Source organism: Curtobacterium sp. Csp2 (genome assembly GCF_013347165.1).
Map to the genome: position 1 here is coordinate 57523 of NZ_CP054593.1, position 15485 is coordinate 73007.

The 15485-nt window shown below is 70.6% G+C and carries 17 protein-coding genes; 10 read left to right on the forward strand and 7 right to left on the reverse strand.

Annotated elements, in window-relative coordinates; translation table 11 throughout:
- Positions 1 to 54 precede the first annotated feature (54 nt).
- Positions 55 to 1041: a COX15/CtaA family protein gene (locus HUN59_RS00250; RefSeq protein ID WP_174777157.1), complete on the reverse strand. Its 987-nt coding sequence runs from the start codon at positions 1039 to 1041 to the stop codon at positions 55 to 57.
- Positions 1042 to 1307: 266 nt separating this feature from the next.
- On the opposite strand from HUN59_RS00250, the gene sufB reads away from it, so the two are divergent.
- The 5 genes from sufB (at position 1308) to HUN59_RS00275 (ending at position 5493) form a co-directional block, all read left to right on the forward strand.
- Entirely contained in the window at positions 1308 to 2726 is a 1419-nt protein-coding gene (gene sufB / locus HUN59_RS00255; RefSeq protein ID WP_114849926.1) for a Fe-S cluster assembly protein SufB, read from the forward strand.
- Positions 2726 to 4000, forward strand: a complete 1275-nt coding sequence (sufD, locus tag HUN59_RS00260; RefSeq protein WP_174777158.1) for a Fe-S cluster assembly protein SufD — start codon at positions 2726 to 2728, stop codon at positions 3998 to 4000. Before sufB ends, sufD begins: the two co-directional genes overlap by 1 nt.
- The gene (locus tag HUN59_RS00265) at positions 4000 to 4326 is read left to right on the forward strand and encodes a non-heme iron oxygenase ferredoxin subunit (protein ID WP_213143203.1); all 327 of its coding nucleotides are present in this window, start codon (positions 4000 to 4002) and stop codon (positions 4324 to 4326) included. The genes sufD and HUN59_RS00265 overlap by 1 nt, the downstream gene beginning before the upstream one ends.
- 70 nt (positions 4327 to 4396) lie before the next feature.
- Positions 4397 to 5164, forward strand: coding sequence for a Fe-S cluster assembly ATPase SufC (gene sufC, locus HUN59_RS00270; protein ID WP_174777159.1), 768 nt, complete (start codon positions 4397 to 4399; stop codon positions 5162 to 5164).
- Positions 5164 to 5493 (forward strand): metal-sulfur cluster assembly factor, encoded by a 330-nt coding sequence (locus tag HUN59_RS00275; RefSeq protein WP_022902786.1) that lies wholly within the window; start codon positions 5164 to 5166, stop codon positions 5491 to 5493. Before sufC ends, HUN59_RS00275 begins: the two co-directional genes overlap by 1 nt.
- Before the next feature lie 354 nt (positions 5494 to 5847).
- On the opposite strand, the gene HUN59_RS00280 is transcribed toward HUN59_RS00275, so the two are convergent.
- On the reverse strand, positions 5848 to 6447 hold the full coding sequence (locus HUN59_RS00280) for a biotin transporter BioY (protein ID WP_174777160.1): 600 nt from the start codon (positions 6445 to 6447) through the stop codon (positions 5848 to 5850).
- Between the two features lie 115 nt (positions 6448 to 6562).
- Here HUN59_RS00280 and HUN59_RS00285 point away from each other — a divergent pair, with 115 nt between their 5' ends.
- The gene (locus tag HUN59_RS00285) at positions 6563 to 8161 is read left to right on the forward strand and encodes an ABC-F family ATP-binding cassette domain-containing protein (RefSeq protein WP_174777161.1); all 1599 of its coding nucleotides are present in this window, start codon (positions 6563 to 6565) and stop codon (positions 8159 to 8161) included.
- 12 nt (positions 8162 to 8173) lie between these two features.
- Here the strand turns inward: HUN59_RS00285 and HUN59_RS00290 are convergent, their stop codons facing one another.
- From HUN59_RS00290 to HUN59_RS00300, 3 genes are read right to left on the reverse strand one after another with little or no spacing between them, the layout of a single operon-like run.
- Entirely contained in the window at positions 8174 to 9172 is a 999-nt protein-coding gene (locus HUN59_RS00290) for an SURF1 family cytochrome oxidase biogenesis protein (RefSeq protein ID WP_174777162.1), read from the reverse strand.
- Complete coding sequence (locus HUN59_RS00295; protein WP_373286835.1) at positions 9169 to 9477, reverse strand: hypothetical protein; 309 nt, start codon at positions 9475 to 9477, stop codon at positions 9169 to 9171. Before HUN59_RS00295 ends, HUN59_RS00290 begins: the two co-directional genes overlap by 4 nt.
- Positions 9477 to 9938 (reverse strand): DUF3099 domain-containing protein, encoded by a 462-nt coding sequence (locus HUN59_RS00300; RefSeq protein ID WP_174777163.1) that lies wholly within the window; start codon positions 9936 to 9938, stop codon positions 9477 to 9479. Before HUN59_RS00300 ends, HUN59_RS00295 begins: the two co-directional genes overlap by 1 nt.
- A gap of 165 nt (positions 9939 to 10103) precedes the next feature.
- Between HUN59_RS00300 and fabG the strand changes: the two genes are divergently transcribed.
- Entirely contained in the window at positions 10104 to 10817 is a 714-nt protein-coding gene (fabG, locus tag HUN59_RS00305; RefSeq protein ID WP_114850118.1) for a 3-oxoacyl-ACP reductase FabG, read from the forward strand.
- Positions 10818 to 10835: 18 nt separating this feature from the next.
- Here fabG and serB read toward each other — a convergent pair whose 3' ends face one another.
- Positions 10836 to 11474, reverse strand: coding sequence for a phosphoserine phosphatase SerB (gene serB, locus HUN59_RS00310; protein ID WP_174777164.1), 639 nt, complete (start codon positions 11472 to 11474; stop codon positions 10836 to 10838).
- Positions 11475 to 11578: 104 nt separating this feature from the next.
- Positions 11579 to 12820, reverse strand: a complete 1242-nt coding sequence (locus HUN59_RS00315) for a glucose-1-phosphate adenylyltransferase (protein ID WP_174777165.1) — start codon at positions 12818 to 12820, stop codon at positions 11579 to 11581.
- 47 nt (positions 12821 to 12867) lie between these two features.
- Between HUN59_RS00315 and glgA the strand changes: the two genes are divergently transcribed.
- The 3 genes from glgA (at position 12868) to HUN59_RS00330 (ending at position 15229) form a co-directional block, all read left to right on the forward strand.
- Complete coding sequence (gene glgA / locus HUN59_RS00320; RefSeq protein WP_114849919.1) at positions 12868 to 14067, forward strand: glycogen synthase; 1200 nt, start codon at positions 12868 to 12870, stop codon at positions 14065 to 14067.
- A 10-nt stretch (positions 14068 to 14077) separates the two neighbouring features.
- Positions 14078 to 14860 (forward strand): ABC transporter ATP-binding protein, encoded by a 783-nt coding sequence (locus HUN59_RS00325; protein WP_058743382.1) that lies wholly within the window; start codon positions 14078 to 14080, stop codon positions 14858 to 14860.
- A gap of 120 nt (positions 14861 to 14980) precedes the next feature.
- Positions 14981 to 15229 carry a type B 50S ribosomal protein L31 gene (locus HUN59_RS00330; protein WP_058743381.1) on the forward strand — a complete coding sequence of 83 codons (249 nt, stop codon included), beginning with the start codon at positions 14981 to 14983 and terminating at the stop codon, positions 15227 to 15229.
- The last annotated feature ends 256 nt before the right edge of the window (positions 15230 to 15485 follow it).

The following is a 15485-nucleotide window of genomic DNA, read 5'->3' on the forward strand; positions in this document are numbered from 1 at the left end:
GGACGACGGAACCCCGCGGACCGAGGGCCCGCGGGGTTCCGGTGGTGGGTCGGCTCAGGCGCTCAGGGGCTCCCGCGCGGCCTGGCGTCCGGCGGTGCCCCGCGTCGACAGGACCACCACGGTCACCGCACCGACCAGGAGTCCGGCGAGGACCATGTGCGTCCCGACGAGGCCGACCGGCAGCCCCGTTCGTGCCTGGGTGAGGCCGACCGCGATCTGGACGAACTCGACCACGAGGAGCAGGAGCGCCCAGGTGCTCGGCAGGCGCAGGCGGACCGCGCCGACGACGAGCACGAGCGTCAGGGCGAACAGGACGTAGGCCGGGATCGCGTGCAGGTGCTCCATGAGGGCGGGGTCGAACCCGGTGCGGTGCAGTCGGCCGCCGTCCACGGCCTCGTCCGCGCCGGCGTGCGGGCCGGAACCGGTGGTCAGGATCCCGACGAGCACGGTCACGGCGACCGCCGCGACGGTGCCGCTGACGACACCGCGGTACCAGCCCGGGACGAGTCGGTCGGCGGTACGGGGGCCCTTCACCGCGCGGTAGACCATCGTCGCGGTGATCGCCACGAGGGTCGCGGAGACGACGAAGTGCAGGCCGACGACGAAGGGGTTGAGGTTCGTCAGCACGCTGAGGCCGCCGATCACGGCCTGGACCGGGATGGCCACACCCTGTGCGAACGCGAGCCAGAACAGCTCCGGACGGGTGCGCCGCATCCGGACGACCGCCAGGAACGCGGCGATGGCGACGACGACGAGCACGAACGTGAGGAGCCGGTTCCCGAACTCGATGACGCCGTGGATGCCCATCTCGGGCGTCGACACGAGCGACTCGGCGGTGCACTTCGGCCATGTGGGGCACCCGAGGCCGGAGGCGGTCAGGCGCACGAGCCCACCGGTGCCGATGAGCACCACCTCGACGACGAAGGAGGCCCAGGCCAGCCAGATCACGCGGCGGTCGACCGCCCGGGGGAGGGACCACCACCGCCCGGTGCCGCCGTCCGGTGCGACGCTCTGCTCGACGGTGGGTCCGACGCGAGTCACGAGGGTGGTGCCTTCCTGTTGTTCGGTGCGGCGAACCTGTAGGATTCGAGGGTTCAGCAGCAGTCAAGTCTAGGCAGGCGCCGGCTCCGAATGGGCCGTGATCGCGGATCGGTCGGACGACTGCGTGGAACCATTGTCGTTGCGAGGCAGCAACAGCGTGGCCGACCTGCACGTGACGAGCGTGTCGGAGGTCTGCGGTGGAATGGCGTCCGGACGCCACGGGTTCACCCGGAGACGCTGCCGTGCGAGAAGGAAACGAGGAGACCATGTCCGACGTGCTCATCGACCGTCCCGAGCTCGAAGGGCTCGGCCAATACGAGTTCGGCTGGTCCGACTCCGACACCGCCGGCGCATCCGCGCGCCGTGGCCTCTCCGAGGAGGTCGTCACCGACATCTCCACCCGCAAGGGCGAGCCCGAGTGGATGCAGAAGCTGCGCCTCAAGGCCCTGACGCTCTTCGACCGCAAGCCGATGCCCTCGTGGGGCGCCGACCTGTCGGACATCGACTTCGACAACATCAAGTACTTCGTCAAGTCCACGGAGAAGCAGGCCCAGACCTGGGAAGAGCTGCCCGAGGACATCCGCAACACGTACGAGCGCCTGGGCATCCCCGAGGCCGAGCGCCAGCGCCTGGTCGCCGGCGTCGCCGCGCAGTACGAGTCCGAGGTCGTCTACCACCAGATCCGCGAGGACCTGGAGCAGCAGGGCGTCATCTTCATGGACACCGACACGGCGCTCCGCGAGCACCCGGAGTTCTTTGAGGAGTACTTCGGCTCCGTGATCCCCGCCGGCGACAACAAGTTCGCCGCGCTCAACACGGCCGTGTGGTCCGGCGGCTCGTTCGTCTACGTCCCGAAGGGCGTGCACGTCGAGATCCCGCTGCAGGCCTACTTCCGGATCAACACCGAGAACATGGGGCAGTTCGAGCGGACGCTGATCATCGCGGACGAGGACTCCTACGTCCACTACATCGAGGGCTGCACCGCGCCGATCTACAAGTCGGACTCGTTGCACTCCGCCGTGGTCGAGATCATCGTCAAGAAGAACGCCCGCGTCCGGTACACGACCATCCAGAACTGGTCGAGCAACGTCTACAACCTCGTCACCAAGCGTGCGATCGCACACGAGGGCGCCACGATGGAGTGGATCGACGGCAACATCGGCTCCAAGGTCACGATGAAGTACCCGTCGATCTACCTCGCGGGCGAGCACGCCAAGGGCGAGACCCTGTCGGTGGCCTTCGCGGGTCCCGGGCAGCACCAGGACGCCGGCGCGAAGATGATCCACATGGCGCCGTACACGACGTCGTCGATCGTCTCGAAGTCGATCGCCCGCGGCGGCGGTCGTGCGGGCTACCGCGGCGAGGTCCGGGTGGACCCGGCGGCGCACCACGCGGCGAACACCGTGCGCTGTGACGCGCTCCTCGTCGACACCGTCAGCCGGAGCGACACCTACCCGGCCATCGACATCCGCGTCGACGACGTGCAGCTCGGGCACGAGGCCACGGTCTCCCGCGTCAGCGAGGAGCAGCTCTTCTACCTGATGTCCCGCGGCATGCCCGAGGACGAGGCGATGGCGATGATCGTCCGCGGCTTCATCGAGCCGATCGCCCGCGAGCTCCCGATGGAGTACGCGCTCGAACTCAACAAGCTCATCGAGATGAGCATGGAAGGATCCGTCGGCTAGTGAGCAGCTCCACGCCCACCCCCCGCATCGACCAGCCGGTCGCCCCCGCACCCGGCTCGGAGCAGCACGGTGCGAAGGCCCACTCGGACGGCGGCTGGGACGCCCCGGACGCCGCCGCGAAGAAGGTCCCCGTCCAGACCCGTTCGGAGCGCCCGCAGTCGGGTGACCTCGACGCGTTCGCCCCGGTCACCGGTCGCGAGGTCAACTGGAAGTTCGCGCCGATCGCCAAGCTCCAGCCGCTGCTCGACGGCGGACTCGACGGCTCCGCCTACCCGTTCCTCGCCCGTCAGACCGAGGGCGCCGACGTCGAGTGGGGTCGCAGCGACGACCCGGCCGTCGGGACCGCGGGTCTGCCCGAGGACCGTGCCGCGGCCGCCGCGTGGACCGCGCGCGACGCCGTGCTCAAGGTCACCGTCAAGGCGACCGAGGCGCACGAGTCCATCTCGATCACGCGGTCCGACTTCGGGACCCAGGCCCGTGCCGCGCACACGGTCATCACGGCCGAGCAGCACGCGCAGGGCATCGTCGTCATCGACAACCGCGGCTCGGCGCTGCTCAGCGAGAACGTCGAGATCGTCGTCCGTGACGGTGCGCGCCTGACCGTCGTCAGCCTGCAGGACTGGGACGACGACGCGGTGCACGTTTCGACGCAGTTCGCCGAGGTCGGGCGGGACGCCTTCCTCAAGCACGTCGTGGTCTCGCTCGGCGGCGACGTCGTCCGGGTCAACCCGTCGACGCACCTCGGCGCGCAGGGCGCGGACACCGAGATGTACGGCGTGTACTTCGCCGACGCCGGGCAGTACATCGAGCAGCAGGTCTACGTGAACCACGACGCGCCGAACACGCGCGGCCGGGTCAACTACAAGGGCGCGCTGCAGGGCGAGGGCGCGCACACGGTCTGGATCGGCGACGTGCTCATCGGCCGCGCCGGCGACGGCACCGACTCGTACGAGCAGAACCGCAACCTCGTGCTCACCGACGGCACGCGTGCGGACAGCATCCCGAACCTCGAGATCGAGACCGGCAACATCGAGGGTGCCGGCCACGCCAGCGCCACCGGTCGGTTCGACGACGAGCAGCTGTTCTACCTGCAGGCCCGCGGCATCCCCGAGGAAGAGGCCCGTCGCCTCGTCGTCCTCGGCTTCCTGGTGGAGGTCCTCCAGAAGATCGGCGCGCCCGAGCTCGAGGAGCGCCTGATCGCCGCGGTGGAGCAGGAGCTCGCCGAGGGCCGCACCGCGGTGGCAGCGCCCGCCGATGAGCAGGCAGACGCCTGATGGCCGAGAAGGTCTGCGCCGAGTCGGAGATCGCCGTCGACAGCCCGATGCGGGTCGTCGTCGACGGGACCGCCGTCGCGATCGTGAAGGACTCCGCGGGCACCGTGCACGCGATCGGTGACACCTGCACGCACGGGGACATCTCCCTGGCCGAGGGTTTCGTCGAGGGCGACACGCTCGAGTGCTGGGCGCACGGCTCCCGGTTCTCGCTCGCGACGGGCAAGCCGCAGAACTTCCCGGCCTACGAGCCCGTCCCGGTCTTCCGGGTCGAGGTCCGGGACGGCGACGTGTACGTCGACGTCCACGACCCCGTGCCCGTCGACTGAGCCGCGGCTCCTCCCACTCTTCCCGCGCGGCTGACGCCGCACCCCAGCTGCAACCGAAGGAACACACGCAATGTCCACTCTGGAAATCCGCGACCTGCAGGTCTCGATCGACACCGACCAGGGCACCAAGGAGATCCTGAAGGGTGTCGACCTCACCATCAACGAGGGCGAGATCCACGCGATCATGGGGCCGAACGGCTCCGGCAAGTCGACCCTGGCGTACACGATCGCCGGGCACCCGCGCTACGACGTCACGGGCGGCTCGATCACCCTCGACGGCGAGGACGTCCTGTCGATGAGCGTCGACGAGCGCGCCCGCGCCGGCATGTTCCTCGCGATGCAGTACCCGGTCGAGATCCCGGGCGTCACGGTGTCGAACTTCCTCCGCACCGCCAAGACGGCGATCGACGGCGAGGCCCCGGCCCTGCGAGGCTGGGTCAAGGACCTGCGTCAGTCGATGGCCGACCTCAAGATGGACAGCTCGTTCGCCGAGCGCAACGTCAACGAGGGCTTCTCCGGTGGCGAGAAGAAGCGCCACGAGATCATGCAGCTCGAGCTCCTCAAGCCGAAGTTCGCCGTGCTCGACGAGACCGACTCCGGCCTCGACGTCGACGCGCTGAAGATCGTGTCGGAGGGCGTCAACCGCGCGAAGGCCGCGACCGGCCTCGGCGTGCTGCTCATCACGCACTACACGCGCATCCTCCGCTACATCAAGCCGGACTTCGTGCACGTGTTCGTCGCGGGCAAGGTCGCGGAGCAGGGCGGCCCCGAGCTCGCCGAGCGCCTCGAGAACGAGGGCTACGACCGCTACGTCCAGGCAGCTGCGGCGGGCAACTGATGATCACCGCACTCTCCCCGGAGAAGTTCGACGAGGTCGTCGAGGGCCTCAAGGAGGTCCAGGACCCGGAGCTCGGCGTGAACATCGTCGACCTCGGTCTGATCTACGACCTCGCCATGGACGACGAGGCGAACGCGCTCGTGATCAGCATGACGCTGACGAGCGCGGGCTGCCCGCTGACCGACGTCATCGAGGGTGACACGGCCAACGCGCTCGACGGCATCGTCGACGCGTTCCGCATCAACTGGGTGTGGATGCCGCCGTGGGGCCCGGAGCGGATCACCGACGACGGGCGCGAGATGATGCGCGCGCTCGGCTTCTCGATCTAGTCGCGACCACCTGCAGGACGGGCGCGCCCCGCTCAACGGCGACGCGAAGCGTTGCGCGGGGTGCGCCGGCCGAGCCTGCGAGGGAGGCACGGTGCCAGCTGGCACCGTGCCTCCCGTCCGTCGTCCGGGCGCCGCGCGCGTGTGGGCCCGTCCCGTCGAATGGGCCACATGTGGCACGTTCGGCGCTCCCGGCCGACCGAGATCGCCCGCCCGGCGGAGTGCAAGCGGCGTGTCGTGCCCGCTCGCGGAGGTGGGAGCACGTGAGCGTGAGCGTGAGCGTCTTCCGACCCGTCTACGCAGCAGGGCCCCGCACCGGACGGTGCGGGGCCCTGCTGCATGTGGGGGAGCCGGAGGTCAGCGGCGGCCGACCAGCTTCCACGCCAGGGGCAGCACGCCCGCGGCGATCAGGGCCTTGGCGACACCGCCGACGATGAACGGGTACAGGCCGGCCGTCAGCACCGACTGCAGGTCGTTCGGCGCGCCGAGCTGGCCGAGGACGACCGCGAGCCACGGCAGACCGGTGACGAAGGGGATCGCGCTCGCGAGGAGCATCGCGACGGTGGCGCGGCCGACCTTGCGGTCCCAGTCGCGACGCGCGAGCCAGCCGATCACGCCGGCGGCCGGGATGAACCCGATCACGTAGCCGAAGCTCGGCGACGCCAGCGCGGCGAGCCCGCCCGTGGCCTCGGCGAAGAACGGCGCACCGGCGAGCCCGGCGACGGCGTAGGCGAGCAGCGAGAGCATGCCGCGACGGGCGCCGAGGGTCGCGCCGACCAGGACGACCGCGAGCGTCTGCCCGGTGATCGGCACCGGCCACATCGGGACCTGGACCTGCGCCATCGCGGCGGTGAACAGGGCACCGCCGGCCACGAGGGCGACGTTCGTGGCGAGGCCGTGCGTGCGGAGGCGGTCGGCGAGGACTGCGCGGCGAGCGAACCCGGTGGCGTTCGTCATGGATTCTCCTAGAATGGACTGCTGGTCCCGTTCGGGACCATCGGTCCCGTCAGCGTAGCGGTGCACCTCCCGCACACACCGTTGTGCACATCCACCAACTGATTGGACGTCCTCTGTGCTTGCCGTGCACGAACTCGAGATCCGCGTCGGGGCCCGCCTCCTCATGCAGGACGTGTCCTTCCGCGTCGAGAAGGGCGACAAGATCGGTCTCGTCGGCCGGAACGGCGCGGGCAAGACCACGATGACCAAGGCCCTCGCGGGAGAGACGCAGCCCACCGGCGGCAAGATCGACCGCTCCGGCGAGATCGGCTACCTGCCGCAGGACCCCCGTTCCGGCAACCCCGAGGACACCGCCCGGAAGCGCATCCTCGACGCCCGCGGCCTCGGCGAGCTCGTGGAGGGCATCCGCCAGGCGACGCTCGACATGGCGAGCGAGGACCCGGACGTCGCCGACAAGGCCATGCGTCGCTACAGCCGGCTCGACGACCAGTTCAACGCCCTCGGCGGGTACGCGGCCGAGGCCGAGGCGGCGTCGATCGCGTCGAACCTCAAGCTGCCGGACCGCATCCTCGACCAGCCGCTCAAGACGCTCTCCGGTGGTCAGCGCCGCCGCATCGAGCTCGCCCGCATCCTGTTCTCGGACGCGGACACGATGATCCTCGACGAGCCGACGAACCACCTCGACGCGGACTCGATCGTCTGGCTCCGCGAGCACCTGAAGACCTACCCGGGCGGCGTCATCGTGATCTCGCACGACGTCGAGCTCGTCGACGAGGTCGTCAACCGCGTCTTCTACCTCGACGCGAACCGGCAGTGCATCGACGTCTACAACATGGGGTGGAAGCTCTACCAGCGGCAGCGCGCCGCCGACGAGGAGCGACGCCGCAAGGAGCGCGCGAACGCCGAGAAGAAGGCCGCGACGCTCAAGGACCAGGCCGCCCGGTTCGGTGCGAAGGCCACGAAGGCCGCGGCGGCGCACCAGATGGTCGCCCGCGCCGAGAAGCTCCTGGCCGGACTGGAGGACGAGCGCGCCGTCGACCGCGTGGCGAAGCTCCGCTTCCCGACGCCGGCTGCCTGCGGACGGACGCCGCTCATGGCCGAGGGGCTCTCGAAGTCGTACGGATCGCTCGAGATCTTCGCCGGCCTCGACCTGGCGATCGACCGCGGCTCGCGGGTCGTCATCCTCGGCTTCAACGGCGCGGGCAAGACGACGCTGCTGCGTATCCTGGCCGGCGCGGACCAGCCGGACACGGGGGAGATCCTGCCCGGTCACGGCCTGCGCATCGGGTACTACGCCCAGGAGCACGAGAACATCGACGTGAACCGCACGGTGATCGAGAACATGGTGTCGGCGTCGCCGAACCTGACCGAGACCGAGGCCCGACGCGTGCTCGGTTCGTTCCTGTTCACCGGCGACGACGGCTACAAGAAGGCCGGTGTCCTGTCCGGTGGCGAGAAGACCCGTCTGTCGCTCGCGATGATCGTCGTGTCCGGCGCGAACGTGCTGCTGCTCGACGAGCCCACGAACAACCTCGACCCGGCGTCCCGCGAGGAGATCCTCGGTGCGCTGGCCGGGTACGAGGGTGCCGTCGTCCTGGTGTCGCACGACGCCGGTGCGGTCGAGGCGCTGAACCCCGAGCGGGTCCTGCTGCTGCCGGACGGCACCGAGGACCACTGGAACAAGGACTACGCGGAGCTCATCGAGCTCGCGTAGGACCGTCGGGCGTCAGCGGCCGGCGCCGAGCAGCTGGTCCTCGACCTCGTCGTCGGACTTCGGCTTGGCGTCCTTCCGCCGCTGCCGCTCGAGCGCGCGCTCGCGCTCGTCGGGGTCGTCCTGGTTGAGGTTCCGGTACTCCTGCACCATCACGTACGCCAGGAACCCGAAGCCACCGGCGGCGAACAGGAACCACTGGATGAAGTAGCTGAGGTGCAGCCCGGTGTCGGCGGACGGCCGGTCCCAGCCGAGCGGGGCCGCCTGGGTCGGCGCGGGGGACTCGGACGCGAGCTGCCCGTACGCACCGGTCCAGATCGGCACGTCCACCTTGTCGGCGACGTCGGGCAGCGTGACCGACTGCACCTGGTCGGTGTGGGACGGGTCCGACCGGCCGGGGATGCGCGGTTCGCTCTGCTGCAGCCGTGCGGTCACGGTGACCTCGCCGCTCGGGGGAGCGGGGACGTGATCCGGGGCGTCCTGCCGGTTGCCGGTCGGGACCCACCCCCGGTCGACCACGAAGGCGCGGCCGTCGGCGGTGACGAGCGGCGTCAGAACCTCGAACCCGGGCTGCCCGTTGTGCACGCGGTTGCGGACGAGGAGCTGCTCGTCGACGTCGTACCGGCCCGTGACCTGCACCCGGAGCCAGGTGTCGCCGTCGTCCCAGCTGCCCGCGCGCGGGAGTGCTTCGGTCAGGGGGACGGGGGTGTGGTCGTAGTTCGCGGCGATCTGCTCGTTCTGCCGGACCGCCTCGTTCCGCCGGTCCCACTGCCACATGCCGAACAGTGTGCAGACGATCGCGAACGCGACGGCGATCGCGAAGTAGCCGAGCCACCGACGGCTGCGGACGAACCGCCAGCCGACGGTCGGCCCGTCGACAGCGGTGCTGTCGGCAGCCACGCCGTCGGGGAGAGTGCTGCCGGACGAGCCTGCACGGCTGCGCTCCGCCTGACGCTGCAGCTTGGCAGCGTGCTTCCGGCCGTACCGGCTGCTCGGGTCGAACTGGTCGGTCATCGTCCGGTGCCGGTGGAGCGCACCCCGACGTCGTTCTTCGGCGCGTCCTCACGCGTCCGGACGTCCTCGAGCCGCTCGACCTCTTCCTGCATGCCCGTCACCCGCACCGGGAAGGACCGCGAACGGAGGTAGTCGGCGAGGAAGTCGCAGTGCTCGTCGCACGCGGCCCAGATCTTGACCCGGTCGGTGGCGTGGATGCGCGGGTTCCGCCAGTTGATGCGCCACTCGGCGGTCTCACTGCAGCCGGCCCGCGAGCACACCGGCGTCGAGCCCGGCTCGGTGAACAGGTCGAAGGTCGCCCCCATCAGCGCCGGGCCTTCGGCCGCGCGGTCCAGACGCGGGAACGGTCGCCGTTCCGCTGCCACTCTTCCTGCGCGTGCTGCGCCTGTTCGCGCAGGCGCTCCTGCTCGGCGCGGTAGGCCTCGGCCCGGGCGTCCTCCTGCTGCTCGCGGAGGCGGGGGTCGACGGCGTCGTAGAGCTCGATGGCACCGGCGGGCGTCACGATGTCGCTCTCGGCCTGGCTGCCGGCGTTCGCCAGGATCACGGCGACCCAGGGGATGACGGCCGCGGCGACGATCGGGATGACCGCGAGCCACGTGTGCCACGCGGACCAGATGAGGACGGCGCCGACGAAGCACACCACGCGGAACGCCATCTGCCAGACGTACTTGGACAGGCGGTGCGCCCGGTCCAGCTCCGGGGAGTCCGGGAGCGTCGTGATGCTCTGCATCGCGGTGGTACGCGACTTCGTGCGCTGCGACTTCATACGGTGTTCTTCCTCTTCCCGGAGACCAGCCTAAGCCCGCACCACCGACAGTGGGCCAGCCGCGCGGGGGACAACTGCGGGTACCGGCTCCGGTACGCTCGTCCGGGCGTGTCCGGCGGGTCCGACCGACCGGACGCCCGGTACCACCACACGAACGGAGCGACCATGAGCACCCCCCGAACCGTCCTGATCACCGGCGGCAACCGCGGCATCGGCCACGCGCTGGCGGAGCGCTTCGTCGCCGAGGGCCACCGCGTCGCCGTGACCTCCCGGAGCGGCACGGGTGGACCCGAGGGCGCGCTCACCGTCGCCGCGGACATCACCGACTCCGCCTCGGTCGACGCCGCGTTCACGCAGGTCGAGGCCGAGCTCGGCCCGGTCGAGGTCCTCGTCGCGAACGCCGGGATCACGAACGACCAGCTCCTGCTCCGCATGTCCGAGGAGGACTTCACGAGCGTCGTCGACACCAACCTGACGGGCACCTTCCGCGTCGTCAAGCGCGCCACGAAGGGGATGATGAAGGCGAAGTTCGGCCGCATCGTCCTCATGTCGAGCGTCGTCGGTGCGTACGGCCAGGTCGGCCAGGTCAACTACGCCTCGTCGAAGGCGGCGCTCGTCGGCATGGCGCGGTCGATCACCCGCGAGCTCGGGTCCCGCGGCATCACGGCGAACGTCGTCGCGCCCGGGTTCATCCAGACCGACATGACGGCCGCGCTCCCCGAGGAGCTGCAGGCCGAGTTCAAGAAGCAGATCCCGGCGGCGCGCTACGGCACCGTCGAGGACGTCGCGGCGGCCACGCTGTTCCTCGCCGGCGACGGCGCCGGGTACGTCTCCGGAGCGGTCATCCCGGTCGACGGCGGTCTCGGGATGGGCCACTAGGCCGTCCCGCGGGCCGGGTCAGCCCCGCAGGCCCAGCGTCGCGAGCACGGCGGACAGGTCGCGGTCCACGACCGCCACGTCCGCCTGCGCGCGCACGAGCGGCTTCGCGTCGAACGCCACGCCGAGCGCCGCGACGCCGAGCATGACGACGTCGTTCGCACCGTCGCCGACCGCCACGGTCCGCGAGAGGGGCACGTCGTCCTCCGCGGCCCACGCCCGCAGGGTCTCGGCCTTCGCCGCCGCGTCCACGACGTCGCCGGACACCCGGCCGGTCAGGACCCCGTCGACGACCTCGAGCCGGTTGGCCCGGCAGTGGTCCAGCCCGAGCCGTGCGGCGAACGGGTCGAGGACCTCGTGGAACCCGCCGGACACGACGCCCACGGTCCCGCCGGCGGCGTGCACGCCGCGGACGAGCTCGTCGGCGCCCCGCGTCACGCGGACCGCCTGCTGCGCGCGCGTGCAGACGTCGGCCGGGAGGCCCGCCAGGGTCGCGACCCGCTCCCGGAGGCTCGCGGCGAAGTCGATCTCCCCGCGCATGGCGCGCTCCGTCACTGCCTGCACCTGTGGCCGGGTCCCGGCGTGGTCGGCGAGGAGCTCGATGACCTCGTCCTCGAGGAGGGTGGAATCGGCATCGAGGACGACGAGGAAGCGGGGCACGGACCAACGGTACCGACTGCCGGAGGCGCGGCCGACGTCCGTGACGTCAGCCGCGCCTCCAGGCCGGTGGTGCCACGTCGACGACGTGACCCGCCGGGTGCCCGCTACGCCTCGACGCGGACGCCCTTGCCGACGACCGTGATCCCGGACTCCGTCACCGTGAAGCCGCGGGCCTCGTCGGTCTCGCGGTCCACGCCGACCTGCGCGCCGGGCGCGATGACGACGTCCTTGTCCAGGATCGCGTGGTTGACGATCGCGCCGGCGCCGATGGACGCACGCTCGAAGACGATCGAGTCGAGGACCTTCGCACCGGAGTCGATCCCGCACCAGGGACCGATGACGCTGCGCTCGACCTGCGCGCCGGAGAGCAGGCAGCCGAGCGAGACGATCGAGTCGACCGTGGAGCCGGTGTTGCCGTTGCCGTCGCGGACGAACTTCGCCGGGGGCAGGTTCGTCTGCTGGTTGAAGATCGGCCAGTCCTGGTTGTACAGGTTGAAGACCGGGACGGGCGCGATCAGGTCCATGTGCGCATCGAAGAACGAGTCGATCGTCCCCACGTCGCGCCAGTAGTACCGGTCGCGTTCGTTCGAACCGGGCACGTCGTTGCGCTGCAGGTCGTAGACACCGGCGTCGCCGCGTGACACGAAGTCCGGGACGATGTCGCCGCCCATGTCGTGCTTGCTCGTCTCGATCTGCCCGTCGCGGAGCACCGCGTCGACGAGGGCGTCGGCGTTGAAGACGTAGTTGCCCATCGACGCCAGGATCTCGCCGGGGGAGTCGGCCAGCCCGACGGCGTCCTTCGGCTTCTCGAGGAACGCGTCGATCTTGGTCGGGTCGTCCTCGTCGACCTGGATCACGCCGAACTGGTCGGCGAGGCCGATCGGCTGGCGGATCGCCGCGACCGTGGCACTGCGGCCGGAATGGATGTGGGCCTCGATCATCTGCGAGAAGTCCATGCGGTAGACGTGGTCGGCACCGACCACGACGACGATGTCCGGGCGCTCGTCGCGGAGCAGGTTGAGCGACTGCAGGATCGCGTCGGCGGACCCGGCGAACCAGCGCTTGCCGAGTCGCTGCTGCGCGGGCACCGAGGCGACGTACGAGCCGAGGAGCCCCTCCATGCGCCAGGTCTCCGCGACGTGGCGGTCGAGGCTGTGCGACTTGTACTGCGTCAGGACGACGATCTTCTGCAACCCGGAGTTGACCAGGTTGGAGAGCGCGAAGTCGATGAGTCGGAAGTTCCCGCCGAACGGGACTGCGGGCTTCGCGCGGTCGGCGGTGAGCGGCATGAGCCGCTTGCCCTCGCCACCGGCGAGGACGATGCCGAATACCTTCTTTGGTGCCATGTGGTTCACAGTAGGCGTCCGGACAGCGAACCCGTTACGTTGAACCAGTGCGAGTCGATCTGCTGACCAGGGAGTATCCGCCGGAGGTCTACGGCGGAGCGGGTGTCCACGTTGCCGAACTCACCGCAGCGCTGCGGTCGGGGACGGACACGGACGTCCGCGTGCGGGCCTTCGGGGCCTTCCGCGACGAGACCGATGTCTGGGCGTACCGCACGCCCGCCGGCCTGGAACAGGCGAACGGCGCGCTGCAGGCCCTCGGCACGGACGTCGCGATCGCGGCCGACGTCGCCGGTGCGGACCTCGTGCACTCGCACACCTGGTACGCGAACGCCGCCGGACGGATCGCGCAGCTCACCCACGGCATCCCGCACGTGGTCACCGCCCACAGCCTCGAGCCGCTCCGCCCGTGGAAGGCCGAGCAGCTCGGCGGCGGCTACCGGCTCTCGAGCTGGATGGAGCGCGAGGCGTTCGAGAACGCCGACGGCGTGATCGCCGTGTCGAAGGCCATGCGGGCCGACATCCTGCGCTCGTACCCGTCGATCGACCCGGCGAAGGTGCGGGTCGTCTACAACGGCATCGACATCGAGGAGTGGAAGCCGACCGTCGACGAGGACGCCGTCCGCGCGCTCGGCATCGACCCGTCGAAGCGCTCCGTGGTGTTCGTCGGCCGGATCACGCGGCAGAAGGGCCTGCCGTACCTGCTCCGCGCGGTGGCCTCGCTCCCCGAGGACGTCCAGATCGTGCTGTGCGCCGGCGCCCCGGACACTCCCGAGATCATGGCCGAGGTCACCGGGCTCGTCGAGTCGCTCCGCGAGACGCGGCAGGGCGTGGTCTGGATCGACCGGATGCTCTCCCACCGCGAGGTCGTGAACGTGCTGTCGTCCGGCACCGTGTTCGTCTGCCCCTCGATCTACGAGCCGCTCGGCATCGTGAACCTCGAGGCGATGGCGTGCGGCATCCCGGTCGTCGGCACGAAGACCGGCGGCATCCCCGAGGTCGTCGCGGACGGTCTGACCGGGCGCATCGTGCCCATCGACCAGGCGCAGGACGGCACGGGCACCCCGAACGACCCCGACCGCTTCGTCGCCGACCTCGCCGCGACCCTGGACGAGGTGCTCGCCGACGAGGGCCTGGCGAAGCTCATGGGCCGCGCCGGACGCCTCCGCGTGGAGTCCGAGTTCACGTGGGACGCGATCGCCCACCGGACACGGCAGGTCTACGACGAGGTGCTCGCGCAGAACCCGTAGGCTGGAGCACATGCCCTCGGTCGTGCGCTTGTCAGACGTCTCCGTGGTCCGCAACGGGGCCACCATCCTCGACGGGATCTCGTGGGAGGTGCAGGACGACGAACGCTGGGTGGTGCTCGGCGCGAACGGTGCCGGCAAGACCACGCTGCTGCAGGTCGCGGGCGCGCAGACGTTCCCCACGTCGGGGTCCGTCGAGGTGCTCGGGACCGACCTAGGCGGCGCCGACCTCTTCGAGCTCCGTCCGCGCATCGGCTTCGCGTCCACCGCGCTCGCCCGGCGCATCCCGGTGACCGAGAAGGTCGTCGACGTCGTGCTCACCGCGGCGTACTCGGTCACGGGGCGCTGGAACGAGGAGTACGAGGAGCTCGACGTCCGCCGCGCCCAGCGCGTGCTCGAGGAGTGGGGCCTCGGTGCCTTCACGGAGCGCACCTTCGGCGAGCTGAGCGACGGCGAGCAGAAGCGCGTGCAGATCGCCCGTGCCGTCATGACCGACCCCGAGGTCCTGTTCCTGGACGAGCCGGCCGCGTCGCTCGACCTCGGTGCCCGCGAGAGCCTGGTCCGGACGCTCGGCGGCTACGCGCAGAGCAGCGACTCGCCCGCCATCGTCGTCGTCACCCACCACGTCGAGGAGATCCCCGCGGGCTTCACCCACGCCCTGGTGCTCGCCGACGGCCACGTCCAGGCCTCCGGCGCGATCGACGAGGTGCTCACCGACGCCACCCTGACCGAGGCGTTCGGCGTCGCGCTCACCGTGACCGAGGACGCCGGCCGCTGGACGGCACGCGCGGCCTGACCTGCTCCTGTTCCGGCCCGTCTTCTGGTATCGTGGACGGCTGGCGCACGCCGCAGACTTCCCGTGCGGTGCTTACTCGAGTGCCCGCACATTCCCACCATCTCCAACCGAGGAATCTCCATGAAGACCGACATCCACCCCGAGTACAACGCCATCGTCTTCCGCGACCTGGCCTCCGGTGAGACGTTCCTGACGCGTTCGACCGCGACCAGCGACAAGACCATCGAGCTCGACGGTGCGACCTACCCGGTCATCGACGTCGAGATCTCGTCCGCGTCGCACCCGTTCTACACGGGCAAGCAGCGCATCCTCGACTCGGCCGGTCGCGTCGAGAAGTTCAACCAGCGCTTCAAGGGCTTCAGCAAGTAGGTCCCGAACGCCTGACGGGCGGTCCTCCTCCGGGAGGGCCGCCCGTTCTGCGTGTGCGGGCGGGCGCTCGCGGGCGCGCGACGGGAGGGCTGGGGCACGTTTCGGGCCCAGCGACACGTCACGGGGTCGCGAGCGCGTGAGCTGTCGCTCAGCGCGTGAGGACGGACGGGAGGCGCGGGGCGGGGTGGCGCCGTGCCTCCAGGCCGGTGGGTGGACGCGTGGCGGACGCGGGCCGGCAGGCGGTGCGGGCCTTCCG